The following is an 18,881-nucleotide window of genomic DNA, read 5'->3' on the forward strand; positions in this document are numbered from 1 at the left end:
CTATTCATCTAACTATCTAAACATCCAAAGAAATGTTTTCAACTATTTTCAAACAAGAATTAAAATATTGGTTTAATAGACCTGCATTTTACATTTATATAGGTATTTTCTTATTATTAGCATTCTTTTTATCTGCTGCTTCTGCAGGCTTTTTCGATTCTGTAACAGCCACAACTGGTTCTTCTAGAATTGTAAACTCGCCAATAGGAGTTTCTGGTTTATTTAACGCATTAACCATTTTTATTTTCTTCTTATTTCCATCTATTGTTGGAGTTTCAGTATTTAGAGATTTTAAAAGTGAAATGCATACCATTTTATATTCTTATCCTTTTACAAAAGCAAATTATTTATTTGCAAAGTTTTTTAGTTCAATTGTAGTGGTTTCTGTAATTGTATTTTCAATTGCATTGGGAATGATAATTGGTTTTAGATTTCCTGGAACAAATCCAGATATTGTTGGTCCATTTAATGTAATAACATACTTACAAACGTATTTCGTTTTTATTTTACCCAACGTATTATTGTTTGGTGCTATCGTTTTTGCAGTAGTTGCGTTTACAAGAAATATAGCAGCAGGTTTTATTACCGTTATTATTTTAATGTTCGGACAAGGAGTTTTAGAAAGTTTACTTTCTGAGCCAGAGCATAGAACTTTAGCTGCAATTATAGATCCTTTTGGTTCTGCAGCAACTAATTATTACACAAAATATTGGACACCTTCAGAGCAAAACGAATTGCAAATTCCAATAAAAGAAATGATAGTTTACAATCGATTATTATGGTTGGTAATTGCTACTTTAATCTTTGGGTTTGTATATAAATTCTTCAAATTCAGTCAGAATGCCATTTCATTTTCATTTAAAAAACCAAAAGCTGAAAGAGTTACAAAAACCAATTTTAGCGGAATTACAAAAATAGTTTTACCTAAAGTTTCTTATAATTATTCTTTCTTACAAAACTTAAAAACCACTTGGAAATTATCGAATATCGACTTTAAATACATCGTAAAAAGTTGGGCATTTATATCAATTGTTTTAGTTGGTTTGGTTTTAATAGTGGTTGGTTTATCAGAAATAGGAAACCTTTTTGGAACAGCAACTTTGCCAGTTACGTGGAAAATGTTGAATACAGGTGGAGTTTTTGCAGCATCAATAAATATTTGTACATTTTTATATGCTGGTATGTTGGTACATAGAGCAAAAATTGCCAAAGTAAATCATTTGGTTGATGCAACTCCAATTCCTAACTGGACATTGTTATTCTCTAAAGTAATTGCATTGATAAAAATGCAATTGGTTTTATTAGCTGTAATTATGGTTTCTGGAATGCTTTTTCAAGCTTATAATGGATTTTATAATTTTGAAATAGGTCATTATTTAACAGAACTATTTTTCTTAGATTTTTTAAGTTTTTTAGTTTGGGCTTTTTTATCAATTTTTATTCAAACCTTAATTGGCAACCCTTATTTAGGTTTATTTGTATTGTTGGTCATTTCAATCGGAATGCCATTTTTGTCTTTAGCAGGAATTGAGCAATCTATTTTTAAATACAATCAAGGTCCAAGATATAGTTATTCTGATATGAATGGTTATGGAATTTTAGAACCTTATTTATGGTATAAATTATATTGGATTTTATGCGGATTAGTTTTATTAATTGGCTCTTTTTTATTTTGGGTTCGTGGAATTCCGAATTCTTTTGCAGAAAGAATTTCGATTGCTAAATCACGTTTTAAAGGTTTTGCAGCCATCAGTTTTTCTGTTTTCTTATTAGCATTTTTAGGTTTAGGATATTCTATTTACCAGCAAACAGGTACAAAATCGAAAAGAACTTCATCTAAAGAGGCAGAATTGCAAAGTGTAAATTGGGAGAAAACATATAAAAAATACGAAGGTTATGCACAACCAAGAATTGTTTCTGTAAAAACAGATGTAAATATTTTTCCGAAAGAAAGAATGTTTGATGCTTCTGCTATTTATACAATGGTGAATAAAACAGATAAAGCAATTGATACGTTGTTTTTAAACCATAATGATTTAGAAAGTACTTTTGAATTTAGTAAGCCTAATTCTTTAGTTTTAGAAGATACCATTCAGCATTTTGATATGTATCATTTTAAAAATAAAATTTTACCTGGAGATACTTTACAGCTTGCAATTACTGTAAAAAGTAAGAAAAATACTACGTATAGAAGAAAATCTCCTGTAAGAGAAAACGGAACATTTATCAATAATTTTTCAATGTTTCCTTCTTTAGGATATTCCTCTCAAGCAGAATTAACAGATAACAAAACGCGTAAAAAATTCGACTTACCAGCAAATGATTTACGTCCTCAACCATCAGATTCTACAGCTTTAGGAGATACTTATATTTCAAAAGATTCAGATTGGATCAATTTTGAAGCTACAGTTTCTACATCTAAAGATCAAATTGCAATTGCTCCAGGTTATTTGCAAAAAGAATGGACAGAAGGTGATCGTAAATATTTCCATTATAAAATGGATAGTAAAATCTTAAATTTTTACGCTTTTAACTCAGCGAGATATGAAGTGAAAAAAGAAATGTGGAAAGGCATCAGTTTAGAAATTTATTATCATAAAGGTCATGAATTTAATTTAGACAGAATGATGAAAGGAATGAAAGCATCTTTAGATTATAATGCTAAAAACTTTAGCCCTTATCAGCATAAACAAGCAAGAATTATAGAGTTTCCAAGAACAGGAGGAAGCTTTGCACAATCTTTTCCAAATACAATTCCGTTTTCGGAAGGAGTTGGTTTTATTGCAGATGTAGATGATAAAAATGAAGATGGAGTAGATTATCCGTTTGCAATTACGGTGCATGAAGTTGCACATCAATGGTGGGCGCATCAAGTTATTGGAGCAGATGTTTTAGGAGCAACAATGTTGTCTGAAAGCTTGTCTGAATATGTATCCTTAAAAGTGTTAGAACATCAACATGGAAAAGCAAAAATGAGAACTTTTTTAAAGAAAGCTTTAGATGATTATTTATTGCAAAGAACCTTAGAAAGAAAACGTGAAAATGCATTGATGTATAATGATGGACAAGGCTATATTCGTTACCAAAAAGGATCTTTAGTGTTTTATGCTTTGAGTGATTATATTGGTGAAGATAATTTAAATGGAGCTTTAAAAAAGTATGTAGAAAAAGTGAAGTTTCAAGAACCACCTTATACAACTTCTATAGAAATGGTTGATTATATAAAAGAAGCTACACCAGATTCTTTACAATATGTAATTAAAGATATGTTTGAAACCATAACTTTGTATAGAAACAGAATTTTAGATGCAAAATCTACAGAATTAGAAAATGGAAAATACCAAGTAGAAATAGAGTTTGAAGTTTCTAAATATAGAAATGATGAGAAAGGGAAACGTTATTATGGTGAAAAAGTAGGAGATACTTTATCTTATAAAACTGATAAAATGAAGAAACCAATTTTATCTGTTCCATTAGCAGATTATGTTGATATTGGTATTTTTACTGAAGAAGAAATTGATGGAGAAACGAAAGAGAAAGAACTGTATTTAAAGAAGTATAAGATTACTGAAATCAATAATAAAATTACAATTATAGTTGATGAAAAACCGATTGAAGTAGGGGTAGATCCTTATAATAAGTTGATTGATACACAATCTGAAGATAACAGAAGAAAATTATAATTTATGACAAAGCTGACTAAAATATTTTCGGGTTTATTTCTTGTAATTGTTGTTTCTCATATTTTTGGGCTTTTACACAATGAAACATTAGCATTCTTTACAAAACCATTTATAACAATTTCTTTGGCGGTTGTTTATTTATCTTCAGTTAAAAAAGCCGATTTTTGGTATGTTTCTGCGTTGTTTTTTTCTTTTTGGGGAGATACATTTTTACTTTTTAAATCAGAATATTTCCTTTTAGGTTTAGTTTCTTTTTTAATCGCTCATTTTTTATATATAAAAATTGTTGCTGGTTATTTAAAAAAAATAGGTATTGTTAAAATTATTACAGCATCATTACCCTTTATAATATCTTTTGGAAGTATTGTTTTCTTAATTAAAGATAATTTAGGCGAAATGTTAATTCCGGTTATAATTTATGGAATTGTAATTTCTACTTTTGGCACACTTGCCTTAATAAATTATAAAGAAGAAAAAAGTACCGAAAATTTATGGATGCTTTTAGGTGCTATAATTTTTATAATATCAGACAGCGTATTAGCAGTTAATAAGTTTTATGAAGCAAGAGAGGTTTATGGTATAAGTATAATGATTACTTATATTGTGGCGCAATATCTAATTTGTAAAGCGATGATAGTTAAAGATTCTTAAAACAGAATTCTATATAAATAAAAAAGCAGTTACATTTTGTAACTGCTTTTTTTGTTCTAAATAAATAGATATAGTTTTTTCTTTTTTTGTTAATTATCAGTTAGTTTAGGGGGCTCCAATAATTAGGGGGATAACAAAAAAATATTATTTCATATGTATTGATTTAGGGGAAAATAATAATTAAAATGCTTAAATTTCAATTACCCTACAATAATATAAATAAAAAGGATATTATGCAATAAAAAAGTGATAAAAATCAACATGTACACTTATTGTTTATTTTTTTTTGTTAAAATGATAATTATAGTATCATTTTTAATCAATTTACTTGAAAGAAATTACTTGTTTTCAGCTTTAATAATTAACTTTGAACTATATGTTTGTGATACATCTATTTTAAGTAAAAATATTGTTTTTCTGATTTATTTCTAATTTAAAACAGTTCATACACTTTTCTGGACTATAGATACATTTTTAACTTATGCTTTTCTAAAGAATAGATAACTTTATAAAAAATATTTATTAATGAGAACCTTTCTTTTTTATGTCTTTTTTATTAGTGTTTTATTTTCTTGCAAGAAAAATACACAAACAGAATTAATTTTTTTAGATGAATATATTGTAAAAGATTCACTAACGATAAATAATTCAGTCATAGGTGGGCTTTCTGGGGTAGATTATTCAAACGGATTTTATTATTTTGTAGTTGATGATTCTAGGGATCCAAGGTTTGTAAAAGCTAAAATTGATATTGAAAAAAACAAAATTAAATCTATAGATTTTAAGAATGTTGTTTGTTTAAATGATACAATAACTGCTTTTTACAAAGAAACATTTTTGGATTTAGAATCAATTTTTATTGATAAGGAAACTCAAGAAGTTAATTTTGTAAGTGAAGGTTCAATAATTAAAGGTAAAAGTCCATCAGTATTTACTACAGATTCTTTGGGTAATTTTGTCCAAAATTATACAATTCCAAATTATTTTATTCCAAATGCAATTGCAAAATTGAAACATAATGGAGCTTTTGAAGGTTCTTCTAAAGGTATCAATAATAAAGGTTTTTGGGTAGCAATGGAATCTCCTTTATTAAGCGATGGAGAAGAGCCTACTTTTACAAAAACTTCTTCACCAATTAGAATTACTTATTTTGATAAAGCAGCAAAGAAAGCAACAAAGCAATTTGCATATCAATTAGAGCATATTACAAAACCGTCTCAAGGAAGAACTAATTTAAATGGTTTAACCGCAATTTTGGAATATAAAGAAAATCATTTTCTTATTGTTGAGAGAACGTATCAAAGTGGTTATGGAGCTTTGGGGAATATTATAAGAATATTTGAAGCTTCTGTTGATGAAAATACAAGTAATATTTTAGATATAGAATCCTTAAGAGAAACAAGTTTTATACCACTTAAAAAAAGATTAGTATTTGATTTTGAAGATATAAGAGATCGTTTAACTGGAGGGATAATAGATAATATTGAAGGAATTACATTTGGAGAAAAATTAGCAAACGGAAACCAATCTTTGGTTTTGGTATCTGATGATAATTTTCAAGCTTACGGAAAACAACTAAATCAGTTTGTTTTATTAGAAATAAAGAATAAATAATCCTTATTTTTACAGAGTAATGTAATTTTATTGATGAATTTATCTAAATTAAAAGAAGTAAGATTAAAAAAGAAGTTTGATAAGATTTTATCAAATTTGTCAGAAAATAGAACCGTTTCTCAAAAAGAAATTCAATCTGTTGGTATTTTATCAACAGAAGAAATTTCATCAAAAATAGAGCTAGAATCAAAAGTTGAAGCTATTCTTGGAGTAAGGAATTCAAAAATATATAGCTATAAGAAATTTGATAAATCAGATGCTATCTCTTACAAACATTTTTCTGAAAAAGACATTAATTGGAAAGGAGACTTTGTAGAACCAACTTTTCAAAGTTTTTTAGAACAACCTTTCGATTTGCTAATTGGTTATTTTAATGAAAATCATTTGTATTTAGAGCATGCAGTTTTAAAATCTAAAGCAACGTTTAAAGCTGGTTTTTCTGAAGTAAATTCAAAACTATATGAACTAGAAATTTCAACTGAATTAGAAAATGTTCAACAATTTTCTTCAGAATTAAAAAAGTATCTTCAAATTCTTAAGAAACTAAAAAATTAAACTTTAATATAAAAGTTGTTTATTCTTAGTAAGATTTAAATTTTTAGTCAACTAATTCCATCTTAAAATTGTAATTTTACACCTTTAAAACTTTATATAATGCAGAAATTTATTGGAACTGGAGTTGCTTTAATTACACCTTTTAATGAAGATTTAAGTGTAGATTTTGATGCACTTATTAAATTGGTAAACTTTAATATTGAAAATGGAACAGATTATTTAGTTATCAATGGTACTACAGCTGAAAGCGCAACAATTACCAAAGAAGAAAAACAGGCAATAATTGATGTTATTATTAAAACTAATAATGGGCGTTTGCCTTTAGTTTTAGGAGTTGGAGGTAACAATACTGCGTTGGTTGTAGAAGAATTAAAAACAAGAGATTTTACCGGTTTAGATGGTATACTTTCTGTAGCTCCATATTATAGTAAACCAACACAAGAAGGATTTTATGAGCATTTTAAAGCAATTGCAGAAACTACTAATTTACCAATTATTTTGTACAATGTTCCTGGTAGAACTGCAAAAAACATGGAGCCTGCAACAACCATACGTTTAGCAAAAGATTTTAAAAATGTTGTGGCTGTTAAAGAAGCTGGAAACAACCAACAACAATATCATACTTTATTAAAAGACAAACCAGCAGATTTTTTAATAATTTCTGGTGACGATGATTTGGCTTTAGGAGTTGCTTTAGCAGGTGGTTCTGGAGTAATTTCTGTTATTGGTCAAGCATTTCCAAAAGAATTTTCTATGATGATAAATCACGGTTTACAAGGAAATAATAAAAAAGGGTATGATATTCATTATAAAATGATGGATATTATAGATTATATTTTCGAAGAAAATAATCCAGCAGGAATTAAAACAGTTTTACAAGAATTAAATATTTGTACAAATGATGTACGTTTGCCTTTAGTAAAAGCAAGTACAGAACTTACAACTAAAATTGCTAAATTTGTATCAAACTTTAAATAAAACACTATGTTATCAGAAAAAATACAAGACGCTTTAAATAAACAAGTAACTATAGAAGCACAATCTTCTCAAGCATATTTAGCAATGGCTTCTTGGGCTGAAACACAGGGTTTTGAAGGGGTTTCACAATTTATGTATGCACATTCTGATGAAGAAAGAATGCACATGTTAAAATTAGTGAAGTTTATAAATGAAAGAGGAGGACATGCAATAATTTCTACTTTAGAAGCGCCTCGTGTTTCTTTTAATTCATTTAAAGAATTGTTTCAAGAATTATTTAATCATGAAGTTGCAGTTTCTGCATCTATAAATGATTTGGTTGATATTTCTTTACAAGAAAAAGATTATGCTACTCATAACTTTTTACAATGGTATGTTTCTGAGCAAATAGAAGAGGAAGCTTTAGCCAGAAATATTTTAGATAAAATTAATTTAATAGGTGATGATAAGAGTGGTTTTTATCTTTTTGATAATGATATTAAGCAATTAATTGTTGCAGCTCCTACTCAAGAGTAATATTAACAAACTTTTAGTATCAACCAATCTCTTTTTTTACGTTTTTTGTAGATAATTACACGACACAATTTAACGTGTAAAAAAACGTTTTATTAATCCATATTTAATCACTAATTTTGCATGATGCAAAAAATTAAAAATTTAGCGTATTTATTGATCGTTTCACTTGTCTTATTTTCATGTGGAGAATATCAAAAAGTATTAAACAAAGGTACATCTGAAGACCAATATAAAATGGCTACTAAAATGTACGAAACAAAAAAGTACGGCAAAGCTTTACGTTTATTCGAGAAAATAACACCAACCTATAGAGGTAAACCACAAATGGAACGTATTCAGTTTATGGTGGCACAATCAAATTTTAACGAGAAAAATTATAGTATTTCTGGTTATTACTTTGATCGTTTTGCAAAAAATTATCCTAAAAGTTCAAAAAAAGAAGAAGCAGCTTTTTTATCAGCTTATAGTTACAAATTAGCTTCTCCACGTTTTAGTTTAGATCCTACAGATACAAATAAGGCTTTAGAATCTTTTCAAAGTTTTATTAATGAATATCCAGATTCAGATAAAATTGAAGAAGCAAATACGCATTATAAAGAGTTAAGATATAAGCTTCAAAAAAAATATTTCGAAATTGCTAAAACATATTATAGAACAGCAGATTACGACTTAAGAAACTATAAAGCAGCAATACAAGCTTTTGATAATCTGTTATCAGATTATTTAGGTTCAGAATTTAAAGAAGAAGCATATTATTATAGATTAAAAGCAGCACATGATTTTGTTTTAAAAAGTACAGTTAGAAGAAAACCAGAACGTGCAAAAGATGCAATTGAAGCTTATGAAAAGTTAAAAAGAAACTTTCCGGAATCTAAATTTATGGAAGAGGCTAATAAAATGTTAGTTACTTTAAATGTAGAAAATAAAACGGCAGAAGATTTAATTGCTAAACAAAAAGAATTTCAAAACTCAAAAAAGAAATAATAACTAATTATGGATTATAAAGATACTAAGGCAGCATTAAGTACTATTACTTATAATAAGAATGAAATAGAAGCTCCTACAGAAAACATTTATGAGGCTATTTCTATTATTGCTAAAAGAGCAAATCAAATTAACGGAGACTTAAAGAAAGAATTGGTTGATAAATTAGAAGAGTTTGCTACTTATAACGATAGTTTAGAAGAAGTTTTTGAAAATAAAGAACAAATTGAAGTTTCTAAATTTTATGAAAGATTACCAAAACCAACAGCAATTGCTCTTGAAGAATGGTTAAATGACAAAGTATATTTTAGAACTCCAGAAACTGAATAATGTCTATTTTAAGTGGTAAAAAAGTTCTTTTAGGAATTACTGCAGGAATTGCCGCTTATAAAACGGCTAGTTTAGTTCGTCTATTTATAAAATCAGGCGCAGAAGTCAAAGTAATTATGACTCCTGCGTCTAAAGATTTTATAACACCTCTCACACTTTCCACACTTTCTAAGAATCCAGTTCATTCAACTTTTTACGATAAAGAAGATGAAGAAAATGAATTGTGGAACAATCACGTAGATTTTGGTCTTTGGGCAGATTATATGGTTGTTGTTCCTGCAACAGCAAATACAATGTCTAAAATGGCAAATGGAATTTGCGATAATTTGTTGTTAGCAACTTATTTATCTGCAAAATGTCCAATATATTTTGCTCCGGCTATGGATTTAGATATGTATATTCATCCATCAACAAAAGAAAGCTTAGACAAATTAGCATCATTTGGAAACACAATTATTCCTGCAACTTCTGGAGAGTTAGCAAGTGGTTTAGTAGGTGAAGGAAGAATGGCAGAACCAGAAGATATTGTATCATTTATAGAAAAGGATATTTTATCTAAGTTACCTTTAAAAGGAAAAAAGCTTTTATTAACTGCTGGCCCTACTTATGAAGCAATTGACCCTGTTCGTTTTATCGGAAATCATTCTTCTGGAAAAATGGGATTTGCAATTGCAAAAGCAGCAGCTAATTTAGGAGCAGAAGTTTATTTAATTTCTGGTCCAAGTCATCAACAAATAAAACATTCTTTAGTTCATAGAATTGATGTAGTTTCTGCAGAAGAAATGTATAATGCGGCGCATACTTATTTTAAAGGTGTAGATATTGCAATTCTTTCTGCTGCTGTTGCAGATTATAAACCAAAAAATGCAGCAACTCAGAAAATAAAAAAGAAAGATTCTTCGTTAGAGATAGAGTTAACACCAACAAAAGATATTTTAGCTTCTTTAGGTAAAATAAAAGAGAATCAATTTTTAGTTGGTTTTGCTTTAGAAACCAATAATGAGTTAGCAAATGCAAAAAGTAAGTTAGAAAGAAAGAACTTAGATGCAATTGTATTAAATTCTTTACAAGATAAAGGTGCTGGTTTTGCAACAGACACAAATAAAATTACTATTATTGATAAAGATTTGAAAGAGAAATCTTTTCAGTTAAAATCTAAAGTAGAAGTTGCTAAAGATATCATGAACGAAATTGTAAATAAGATTTCTTAATATTGTTTTTCTCCTCGAGCGCAGTCGAGAGGTTTAAAGTTAGGTCTCGACTGCGCTCGACCAGACATTTAAAACAAAATAAGTGCAAAAAATTTTAATTATTTTTCTATTATTCTTTTCTGCTTCTGTGATGAAATCACAAGAATTGAATTGCTTAGTGACTGTAAATTACAATCAGGTTCAAGGCTCAAATACTCAGGTTTTTAAAACGTTAGAAAGATCATTGTCAGAGTTTGTAAATCAAACAAAATGGACAAATAAACAGGTAAAAGCAGAAGAAAGAATAGATTGTGCTTTTACAATAATTGTAACTTCTAGAGACGCAAATACTTTTAAAGCTACTTTACAAGTTCAATCTACAAGACCTGTTTTTGGTTCTTCTTATGCATCTCCTGTATTAAACTTAAAAGACAACGAGTTTAATTTTAAATACAATGAGTTCGACCCTTTAATTTATAATAAAAACTCATTTGATAGTAATTTAGTTTCTACCATTGTATTTTATGTAAATATAATTTTAGGTGCAGATGCAGATACTTTTAAAAAGAACGGAGGAGAGCCTTATTTAAAAGAAGCACAGAATGTAATGTTGCAAGCACAACAAAGTGGTTTGTCTTCATGGCAAAATGTGGTTGGTAAGCAAAACCGTTTTTTATTGATAGATAATTTTTTATCGCCAAAATTAACATCATATAGAACTGCAACTTATAATTATCATAGAAATGGTTTAGATAATTTTTCTAAGAATAAAGGATCAGCAAAACAAAAAATTGAAGACGCTGTAATTTCTTTAGAAAAGATCTATAATAAAACAGTTGGTAATTATTTAATTCGTTTGTTTTTCGATGCAAAAGCAGATGAAATTGTAAATATATATGCAGATGGACCTAATACAAGAAATCAAAATAAATTAACAACGGTTGTTAGAAAAATATCTCCTAACAACAATTCTAAGTGGAAGAATATTAAATAGAACTTTAATTTCTTTTTATTCTTTAAACTTCATTCATTTTTCACTAATTTTATTTTTTAAAATTCAGAGAACTTGTTAGCACAACTTACCATTAATAATTACGCTTTAATCAATCATTTATCTATTGATTTTTCTTCAGGACTTTCTATTATTACTGGTGAAACTGGTGCAGGGAAATCGATTCTTTTAGGCGCTTTAGGTTTAGTTTTAGGTAACAGAGCAGATTTATCTTCTTTAAAAGATACTTCTACAAAATGTATTGTAGAAGCAAAAGTGGCAATTTCAAATTACAATTTAGAAGATTTCTTTAATGAAGTAGATTTAGATTACGAAGCAGAAACTATAATTAGAAGAGAAATTCTTCCTTCAGGAAAATCAAGAGCATTTGTAAACGATACTCCTGTTACGTTGTCGGTTTTAAACCAATTAAGAACAAAATTGATTGATGTGCATTCTCAACATCAAACAATGCAATTGTCTGATAACAATTTTCAATTTTCAATTTTAGATGCTTTAGCAAAAAACTCAGCAAGAATTGCTTCTTATAAAAGAGGTTTTATTCAGTTAAATAAATTAAAAAAAGAGCTTAGTTTATTAGAAGAACAAAAGAAAGAAGCAAACCAACAGTATGAATATAATTCGCATCTTTTTAAAGAGTTAGAAGAAGCTAAAATTAAGGCTGAAGAGCAAGATGAATTAGAAGAAAAATTAGAGAAATTAAATAATATAGAAGATATAAAACTGAATTTATCTGAATCTTTAGAAATTACGATTAATGAAGAAATCGGAATTCAGAATTTACTAAATACCTTAGAAAATAGATTGTCTAAAATTGCAACGTTTTCTAAAGAATACCAAGAAATATCAGCAAGAATTACATCCGTAAAAATAGAAATAGATGATGTTGTTTCTGAATTAGAAAATGCAAATGAAAATGTAGATTTTAATCCTAATGAAGCTGAAGAAATCAATGACAGATTACAACTTTTGTATAATTTACAGAAGAAACATTCTGTAAGTAATAATGCAGAGTTAATAAATGTTTTTGAAGAACTTTCAGAAAAAGTTGGTCAAGTAGAATCTGCAGACGAATTTATTAATGCAAAACAAAAACAAATTGATGATGTTGCTGTAAAGTTAGATAAAGTTGCCGATTTAATTTCAAATGCAAGAACCAAAACAATACCTAAATTAAATAAGCAATTACAAGTTTTATTAACCGATTTAGGAATGGAAAACGCACGTTTTTCAATTAAAATAAAACCAACTAAAAACTATTTCAATAACGGAAAAGACGAATTAGAATTCCTTTTTTCTGCAAATAAAGGAGGTAGTTTTGGTGAATTAAAAAAAGTGGCTTCAGGTGGAGAATTGTCTAGAATTATGTTGTCTGTAAAAACTATTTTATCAGAAAACACACAATTACCAACCATTATTTTCGATGAAATAGACACAGGAGTTTCTGGAGAAGTTTCAAATAAAATTGCAGCTATTATGCAGCAAATGAGTAGTAATATGCAAGTAATTGCAATAACACATTTACCACAAATTGCAGCAAAAGGAGTAAACCATTATAAGGTTTATAAAAAAGAAATTAAAGGAGTAACTACCACTAATTTAAAGCTTTTATCGAAAGAGGAAAGAATACAAGAAATTGCAGAAATGTTAAGTGGTAAAGACATTTCAGATTCAGCATTAACTCACGCAAAACAATTACTGAACTAATTTTAATGTCAGTTCGAGCGCAGTCGAGAACTATTCTTAGAATATCCATCCACAAACTTTTCACTAATAACTAAAAAGGAACAACCAAATCATGTACAATTTACTAAAAGGAAAAAAAGGAATTATTTTTGGTGCTTTAAACGAGAATTCTATTGCTTGGAAAACTGCAGAAAGAGCGCATGAAGAAGGAGCAGAGTTTGTGTTAACAAACGCACCTGCATCTATAAGAATGGGTAATTTAGATGATTTAGCTAAAAAAACTAGTTCTCAAATAATTCCTGCAGATGCAACTTCTGTAGAGGATTTAGAAAACTTAATAGAAAAATCTATGGAGATTCTTGGCGGAAAAATAGATTTTGTCTTGCATTCAATCGGGATGTCTGTAAATGTTAGAAAAAAGAATCCTTACACAGATCCAAACTACGATTACACAAAAAAAGGTTGGGATGTTTCTGCAGTTTCGTTTCATAAATTATTAAATGTTTTGTATCATAAAAACGCCATGAAAGAGTGGGGTTCTATTGTTGCTTTAACGTATATGGCTGCCCAAAGAGTCTTTCCAGATTACAATGATATGGCAGATAATAAGGCATATTTAGAGTCAATTGCACGTAGTTTTGGTTACTTTTTTGGTAGAGATCATAAAGTTCGTGTCAACACAATTTCGCAATCTCCAACAGCCACAACTGCAGGAAATGGTGTAAAAGGTTTTGACGGATTTATCAATTATTCAGAAAAAATGAGTCCTTTAGGTAATGCATCTGCTTTAGAATGTGCAGATTATACAATTACTTTGTTCTCGGATTTAACCAAGAAAGTTACTTTACAAAACCTATTTCATGATGGCGGATTCTCAAATATGGGCGTAAGTACAGCGGTTATGGAAAAGTTTGAGTAGTTTTATTTGAAGCTATTTCCTGCTTTCGCTACTCGCTTTTTTTAGTTTTGTTCTCGATACAAATTTGCTAAAAAAGCAAATTCACTCGAACTGACAACTAAAAAAGAGCTCAAACAAACCGCTCAATCAGGGCTAAACTTGTTTGCCAACTTTTAGAAATATTAAAAAACCAATAATGTATTTTTAATTATTTACTTTTACAATATAGTTTCAAAACCAAGAACTTTGAAACTTTGAAACTTTAGAACTTTGAAACTACTTTTTAGCATAATTGTCCCAGTTTACAATCGTCCAAATGAAATTGACGAGTTGTTAGAAAGTCTTACAAAACAAGATTATACTAACAATTTCGAAGTTTTAATTATAGAAGATGGATCAGATGTTTCTTCAGAAAAAATTGTAGAGAAATATAAAAGTCAACTCGATTTAAAATACTTTTTTAAAGAAAATAGTGGAGCAGGAGCAAGCCGTAATTTCGGAATGCAAAAAGCTTCAGGAAATTATTTTATCATTTTAGATTCAGATGTCATTGTACCAAATCAATATTTATCAGAAGTAAATAAAGCCTTAGAAAATAATTTTACAGATGCTTTTGGTGGTCCAGATGCTGCACATGCTAGTTTTACAGCTTTACAGAAAGCAATTAATTATTCTATGACTTCTGTGTTAACAACAGGCGGAATTAGAGGTAAAAAACAAGCTGTCGGTAAATTTCAACCAAGAAGTTTCAATTTAGGTTTGTCTAAAACTGCTTTTGAAAAAACACAAGGTTTTTCTAAAATGAAAAATGGAGAAGATATCGATTTAACTTTTCGTCTTTGGGAAAACGGATGTGAAACACAACTGATAGAAAAAGCTTTTGTGTATCATAAAAGAAGAAGTACAATTCAACAGTTTTTTAAACAAACTTTTGGTTTCGGAACTGCAAGACCAATTTTAAATAAAAAATATCCAGAAACAGCAAAACCTACATATTGGTTTCCTTCTTTGTTTATTATAGGAATTGATTTTGCAATTATTTTAGCGGTTTTTGGCTATAATCAATTACTGTATTTCTACTTATTTTATTTCTTGCTCATATTTATAGATTCCTTGTTTCAAAACAAGAATGTTTATGTAGCGTTTTTAAGTATGTTTACATCTTTAACCCAGTTTTTAGGCTATGGTTTAGGTTTTTTAGAATCTAAGTTTTATCCGAAGAAAAAAAAGTAAAACTTTATAATTTGCTGTTATTTCTACCTTGTGGAGAAATTTAAAAAAAAGTAATAAGATTTCTTAACCTCACTATTTGCTTCACAAGCTACTTTCAATAAAAAATTATTTTTATTAAAGTAATGTTCGAAATGACAAGTTGAAAAGTTAGTGTTATTTAAAGAATTCTTTAGATTTTTCCCAATAAACATCCATTTCAGTTAAGGACATATCAGCAAGTTCTTTGCCTTCTTTTTTTGCAGCTTGTTCTAAATATTGAAAGCGATTAATAAATTTTTTATTCGTTTTCTCTAAAGCATTTTCTGGGTTTACATCAATAAAACGAGCATAATTAATCATAGAAAATAAAACATCACCAAATTCTTTTTCGGTATTTTCTTTATTTCCAGCTTTAATTTCTTCGTTTAATTCGCTAAGTTCTTCTTGTACTTTTTCCCAAACTTGCTCTGGTTTTCCCCAGTCAAAACCAACTCCAGCAACTTTTTCTTGAATTCTACTTGCTTTAACAACAGCAGGTAAACTTTTAGGAACACCTTCTAAGACAGATTTGTTTCCTTCTTTTAATTTCAGTTGTTCCCAATTACGTTTTACTTCTTCTTCACTTTCTGCAATAACATCTCCATAAATATGTGGATGTCTGTCTATCAATTTGTCAGAAATTGCATTGGCAACATCAGCAATATCAAAAGCTTTTTGTTCGCTTCCAATTTTAGAATAAAAAACGATGTGCAAAAGCACATCGCCTAATTCTTTTTTTATTTCTGGTAAATCATTGTCTAGAATTGCATCAGCCAATTCGTACGTTTCTTCAATAGTAAGATGACGTAAACTTTCTAAAGTTTGTTTTTTATCCCAAGGACACTTCTCTCGAAGATCGTCCATAATATCTAACAATCTATTAAAAGCGGCTAACTGATCTTTTCTAGAATTCATTACGCTTCTGCTTCAGTTTCTTCTGTAGCTTCTTCAACTTTAGAAAAATCCATTCCCGCTTTTACTAAAGCATTAAACCACTGAATTACTTTTTTAATGTTTGAAGCATACACTCTTTCTTCATCATATTCAGGTAAAACTTCAGCAAAAAAAGCTGTTAATTTTTTACTACTTTCTTTATGAGATAAAGCTTCTTTTCCTTCTGTTTTTTCAAACATTGCAGTAAAGATGTTTAGTAAAGGCACATCTTCTTCATACGTGTAAATGGCAATGTTTTCTAGTAAACTTACGTTTTGAGTAGCATTGATTGCTAAACGTTTGTTGTCTAATAAAGATTCTGCAATTACTGCATTTTTAGATTGAGAGATTACTTCAAATAATCCTGGTTTACCTGTAACGGCTATAATTTTACTAAATTCCATGTATATATTTTTATGTCTTTTTTAGACTATTTACCTTTTTTTGCATTTGGGAAACGCATTCTATAATCTGCATTAATTTTCCCTTTAGAAATATTTTCTAATTTCTTTTTTATCAACCTTTTTTTCAATGTTGAAAGTTTATCTGTAAACAAAATTCCATCAATATGATCATATTCATGTTGAAAAACCCTTGCAGCTAAACCATCTAATGTTTCAGTATGCGTTTTAAATTCTTCATCTTGATACTCAATCGTAATTTTTGGTTGACGAAAAACATCTTCTCTAATATCAGGAATGCTTAAACACCCTTCGTTAAATACCCATTCTTCACCTTCTTCTTTTGTGATTTTAGCATTTATAAAAACTTTATTGAAGTTTTTTAAAGCCTCTCTATCTTTTTCAGATAAATCTTCATCTTCAGCAAAAGGAGATGCGTCAATAATAAACAAACGAATTGCTTTGCCAATCTGTGGTGCAGCTAAACCTACACCAGAAGCATTGTACATCGTTTCTTTCATATTAGAAATCAATTTTTCTAAATTAGGGTAATCTGCATCAATTTCAGTTCCTACTTTACGTAAAACAGGATCTCCATAAGCTACAATTGGTAATATCATTTCTTTATTTTTTTAGCTTTGCAAAAGTACAATTAAGATTTACGAATTACGAATTTTTGAATTACGAATTTTTATATGAGATTTTTTTTAAAATTGTTTTAACTTTTCAAACTTCTTTCAAGTAAGGTGTAGTTACTTATTATATAAATAAGATTGTAAAATAATAGTTGCGCTAATTTCATCAACCAAAGCCTTATTTCTACGTTGTTTTTTGTTTAAACCACCATCAATCATTGTTTGAAAAGCCATTTTAGAAGTAAAGCGTTCATCAATTCTTAATAAAGGAATTTGAGGAATTTGTTTTTCAAGCTTTTTTAGAAACGGAAGTATCAAGGCTTCACTTTCACTATCAGTATTGTTCATCTGTTTTGGTTTTCCTACTAAAAAAAGTTCTACTTTATTTTTAGAAGTATACTCTTTTAAGAAAGAAATTAAATCATCAGTATTTACTGTTGTTAAGCCAGAGGCAATAATCTTAAGTTCATCAGTTACTGCAATTCCTGTTCTTTTTTTACCAAAATCTATGGCGAGAATTCTACCCAAAACATATTAATTTATTTTGCAAAAATAACTGTTAAAACTTAATAATAAAGTAATAACTTAAATATTATCAACTAGTTGTAAGAATGTGTCTGTGTTATGTTAAAATAATATTTTTAGAATTTAAACAAAGATGGATAATATGTTTAAAAAATGTATATTCGCCTCAGGTTTTTACAGATAGATTTATATTTGTAAAAAGTAAATTTTAAAATGGAAGATATTAGAAAAATTATAGAGTCAGCATGGGATAATCGTGATTTGTTAAAAGAACAAAATACGATTAATACCATTAGAAAAGTTGTTGATTTATTAGATGACGGAAAGTTAAGAGTTGCAGAACCAGTTGATGGTGGTTGGCAAGTAAATGAATGGGTGAAAAAAGCAGTTGTTTTGTACTTTCCTATTCAGAAAATGGAAACTTTAGAAGCTGGTATTTTTGAATATCATGATAAAATTCCATTAAAGAAAAATTTTGCAGAAAGAGGAATTAGAGTTGTGCCAAATGCAGTTGCAAGACACGGATCTTATATCTCTCCTGGAACTATTTTAATGCCAAGTTATGTAAATATTGGTGCTTATGTAGATGAGGGTACCATGGTTGATACTTGGGCTACAGTGGGTTCTTGTGCACAAATTGGTAAAAATGTTCACCTTTCTGGAGGTGTTGGTATTGGAGGTGTTTTAGAACCATTACAAGCTGCACCTGTTATTATAGAAGATGGTGCTTTTATAGGTTCTAGATGTATAGTTGTAGAAGGTGTTAGAGTAGAAAAAGAAGCTGTTCTTGGAGCAAATGTTGTACTTACAATGAGTACAAAAATTATAGATGTAACAGGTGATGAGCCAGTAGAAATGAAAGGAAGAGTACCTGCAAGATCTGTAGTAATTCCTGGAAGTTATACTAAGAAATTTGCTGCGGGAGAGTACAATGTACCTTGTGCATTAATTATCGGAAAAAGAAAAGAAAGCACCAACAAAAAAACATCTCTTAACGACGCTTTACGTGAGTATGATGTAGCCGTTTAAGAATAATAAT

18 protein-coding genes are annotated in these 18,881 nt (G+C 28.7%); 14 read left to right on the forward strand and 4 right to left on the reverse strand.

Annotated elements, in window-relative coordinates; translation table 11 throughout:
• Nucleotides 1-32 precede the first annotated feature (32 nt).
• The 13 genes from PHEL85_RS00500 (at nucleotide 33) to PHEL85_RS00560 (ending at nucleotide 15,330) form a co-directional block, all read left to right on the forward strand.
• The gene (locus tag PHEL85_RS00500; protein WP_036819676.1) at nucleotides 33-3,683 is read left to right on the forward strand and encodes an ABC transporter permease/M1 family aminopeptidase; all 3,651 of its coding nucleotides are present in this window, start codon (nucleotides 33-35) and stop codon (nucleotides 3,681-3,683) included.
• A 3-nt stretch (nucleotides 3,684-3,686) separates the two neighbouring features.
• Nucleotides 3,687-4,334, forward strand: a complete 648-nt coding sequence (locus PHEL85_RS00505) for a lysoplasmalogenase (protein ID WP_052108400.1) — start codon at nucleotides 3,687-3,689, stop codon at nucleotides 4,332-4,334.
• Between the two features lie 525 nt (nucleotides 4,335-4,859).
• On the forward strand, nucleotides 4,860-5,948 hold the full coding sequence (locus tag PHEL85_RS00510; protein WP_036819679.1) for an esterase-like activity of phytase family protein: 1,089 nt from the start codon (nucleotides 4,860-4,862) through the stop codon (nucleotides 5,946-5,948).
• Nucleotides 5,949-5,981: 33 nt separating this feature from the next.
• Nucleotides 5,982-6,503: a DUF6913 domain-containing protein gene (locus tag PHEL85_RS00515; protein WP_036819682.1), complete on the forward strand. Its 522-nt coding sequence runs from the start codon at nucleotides 5,982-5,984 to the stop codon at nucleotides 6,501-6,503.
• A gap of 99 nt (nucleotides 6,504-6,602) precedes the next feature.
• Complete coding sequence (dapA, locus tag PHEL85_RS00520; protein WP_036819685.1) at nucleotides 6,603-7,481, forward strand: 4-hydroxy-tetrahydrodipicolinate synthase; 879 nt, start codon at nucleotides 6,603-6,605, stop codon at nucleotides 7,479-7,481.
• A gap of 6 nt (nucleotides 7,482-7,487) precedes the next feature.
• Complete coding sequence (locus PHEL85_RS00525) at nucleotides 7,488-7,997, forward strand: ferritin (protein ID WP_036819687.1); 510 nt, start codon at nucleotides 7,488-7,490, stop codon at nucleotides 7,995-7,997.
• Nucleotides 7,998-8,117: 120 nt separating this feature from the next.
• Nucleotides 8,118-8,981, forward strand: a complete 864-nt coding sequence (locus PHEL85_RS00530) for an outer membrane protein assembly factor BamD (RefSeq protein WP_036819690.1) — start codon at nucleotides 8,118-8,120, stop codon at nucleotides 8,979-8,981.
• A gap of 9 nt (nucleotides 8,982-8,990) precedes the next feature.
• Nucleotides 8,991-9,311 carry a DNA-directed RNA polymerase subunit omega gene (locus PHEL85_RS00535; RefSeq protein ID WP_036819693.1) on the forward strand — a complete coding sequence of 107 codons (321 nt, stop codon included), beginning with the start codon at nucleotides 8,991-8,993 and terminating at the stop codon, nucleotides 9,309-9,311.
• Entirely contained in the window at nucleotides 9,311-10,522 is a 1,212-nt protein-coding gene (coaBC, locus tag PHEL85_RS00540; protein WP_036819696.1) for a bifunctional phosphopantothenoylcysteine decarboxylase/phosphopantothenate--cysteine ligase CoaBC, read from the forward strand. Before PHEL85_RS00535 ends, coaBC begins: the two co-directional genes overlap by 1 nt.
• Nucleotides 10,523-10,604: 82 nt before the next feature.
• Nucleotides 10,605-11,495 carry a DUF4835 family protein gene (locus PHEL85_RS00545; protein ID WP_036819699.1) on the forward strand — a complete coding sequence of 297 codons (891 nt, stop codon included), beginning with the start codon at nucleotides 10,605-10,607 and terminating at the stop codon, nucleotides 11,493-11,495.
• A gap of 72 nt (nucleotides 11,496-11,567) precedes the next feature.
• Complete coding sequence (gene recN / locus PHEL85_RS00550) at nucleotides 11,568-13,220, forward strand: DNA repair protein RecN (RefSeq protein ID WP_036819702.1); 1,653 nt, start codon at nucleotides 11,568-11,570, stop codon at nucleotides 13,218-13,220.
• A gap of 91 nt (nucleotides 13,221-13,311) precedes the next feature.
• Nucleotides 13,312-14,118: an enoyl-ACP reductase gene (locus tag PHEL85_RS00555; RefSeq protein ID WP_036819705.1), complete on the forward strand. Its 807-nt coding sequence runs from the start codon at nucleotides 13,312-13,314 to the stop codon at nucleotides 14,116-14,118.
• Nucleotides 14,119-14,367: 249 nt separating this feature from the next.
• The gene (locus PHEL85_RS00560; protein WP_036819708.1) at nucleotides 14,368-15,330 is read left to right on the forward strand and encodes a glycosyltransferase; all 963 of its coding nucleotides are present in this window, start codon (nucleotides 14,368-14,370) and stop codon (nucleotides 15,328-15,330) included.
• Nucleotides 15,331-15,483: 153 nt separating this feature from the next.
• Here the strand turns inward: PHEL85_RS00560 and mazG are convergent, their stop codons facing one another.
• From mazG to ruvX, 4 genes are all read right to left on the reverse strand, one after another.
• Nucleotides 15,484-16,263 carry a nucleoside triphosphate pyrophosphohydrolase gene (gene mazG, locus PHEL85_RS00565; RefSeq protein ID WP_036819710.1) on the reverse strand — a complete coding sequence of 260 codons (780 nt, stop codon included), beginning with the start codon at nucleotides 16,261-16,263 and terminating at the stop codon, nucleotides 15,484-15,486.
• A complete protein-coding gene (locus PHEL85_RS00570) occupies nucleotides 16,263-16,685 on the reverse strand; it encodes a DUF5606 domain-containing protein (RefSeq protein ID WP_036819713.1) in 423 nt (140 codons plus the stop codon). Before PHEL85_RS00570 ends, mazG begins: the two co-directional genes overlap by 1 nt.
• Nucleotides 16,686-16,711: 26 nt before the next feature.
• The gene (gene def / locus PHEL85_RS00575) at nucleotides 16,712-17,302 is read right to left on the reverse strand and encodes a peptide deformylase (RefSeq protein WP_036819716.1); all 591 of its coding nucleotides are present in this window, start codon (nucleotides 17,300-17,302) and stop codon (nucleotides 16,712-16,714) included.
• 132 nt (nucleotides 17,303-17,434) lie between these two features.
• Nucleotides 17,435-17,845 carry a Holliday junction resolvase RuvX gene (gene ruvX, locus PHEL85_RS00580; RefSeq protein WP_036819719.1) on the reverse strand — a complete coding sequence of 137 codons (411 nt, stop codon included), beginning with the start codon at nucleotides 17,843-17,845 and terminating at the stop codon, nucleotides 17,435-17,437.
• A gap of 210 nt (nucleotides 17,846-18,055) precedes the next feature.
• Here ruvX and PHEL85_RS00585 point away from each other — a divergent pair, with 210 nt between their 5' ends.
• On the forward strand, nucleotides 18,056-18,871 hold the full coding sequence (locus PHEL85_RS00585; protein WP_036819722.1) for a 2,3,4,5-tetrahydropyridine-2,6-dicarboxylate N-succinyltransferase: 816 nt from the start codon (nucleotides 18,056-18,058) through the stop codon (nucleotides 18,869-18,871).
• The last annotated feature ends 10 nt before the right edge of the window (nucleotides 18,872-18,881 follow it).

This window comes from Polaribacter sp. Hel1_85, from assembly GCF_000766795.1.
Classification (GTDB): Bacteria; Bacteroidota; Bacteroidia; order Flavobacteriales; family Flavobacteriaceae; genus Polaribacter.